This window comes from Streptomyces telluris (assembly GCF_024519335.1).
Taxonomy (GTDB): domain Bacteria; phylum Actinomycetota; class Actinomycetes; order Streptomycetales; family Streptomycetaceae; genus Streptomyces; species Streptomyces telluris.
Genome location: NZ_JANIID010000089.1, coordinates 1 through 699, shown reverse-complemented (window position 1 = coordinate 699; position 699 = coordinate 1). Strand labels below are relative to the sequence as shown.

General features: G+C 72.2%; 1 protein-coding gene. It reads right to left on the bottom strand.

Annotation, left to right across the window (positions count from 1 at the left end; all coding sequences use genetic code 11):
* A partial coding sequence (gene cysD, locus NQU55_RS36215; RefSeq protein ID WP_256791878.1) for a sulfate adenylyltransferase subunit CysD occupies positions 1-698 on the bottom strand: 698 nt, incomplete at its 3' end.
* Position 699 lies beyond the last annotated feature (1 nt).

The following is a 699-nucleotide window of genomic DNA, read 5'->3' as shown; positions in this document are numbered from 1 at the left end:
ATCTGTGTGTCCTCGCCGTCGCGGGGGCCGCCCCAGGCTCCGGGGGCGAGCCACATGCCGTCCCGGGCGAAGACCTCGCGCCGGTGGGCGAAGTAGATGGCGGGCAGTTCGATCTTCTCGCGGGCGATGTACTGCCAGACGTCGAGTTCGGTGAAGTTGGACAGGGGGAAGACGCGGACGTGCTCGCCGGGGGCGTGGCGGCCGTTGTAGAGGTCCCATAGTTCGGGGCGCTGGCGGCGGGGGTCCCAGCCGCCGAACTCGTCGCGCAGGGAGAACACGCGTTCCTTGGCGCGGGCCTTCTCCTCGTCGCGGCGGGCGCCGCCGAAGACGGCGTCGAAGCGGTGGCGGGCGATGGCGTCGAGGAGGGGGACGGTCTGCAGGGGGTTGCGGGTGCCGTCGGGGCGCTCGCGGACGCGACCGGTGTCGATGGCCTCCTGGACGGAGGCGACGTGCAGGCGCAGTCCGTGCCCGGCGACGGTGCGGTCGCGGTAGGCGAGGACCTCGGGGAAGTTGTGCCCGGTGTCCACGTGCAGCAGCGCGAACGGCAGCGGCGCCGGCGCGAAGGCCTTCAGCGCCAGGTGCAGCATGACGATGGAGTCCTTGCCGCCGGAGAACAGCAGCACCGGCCGCTCGAACTCGCCGGCCACCTCACGGAAGACGTGCACCGCCTCCGACTCCAGCACCTCCAGGTGGGGCAGG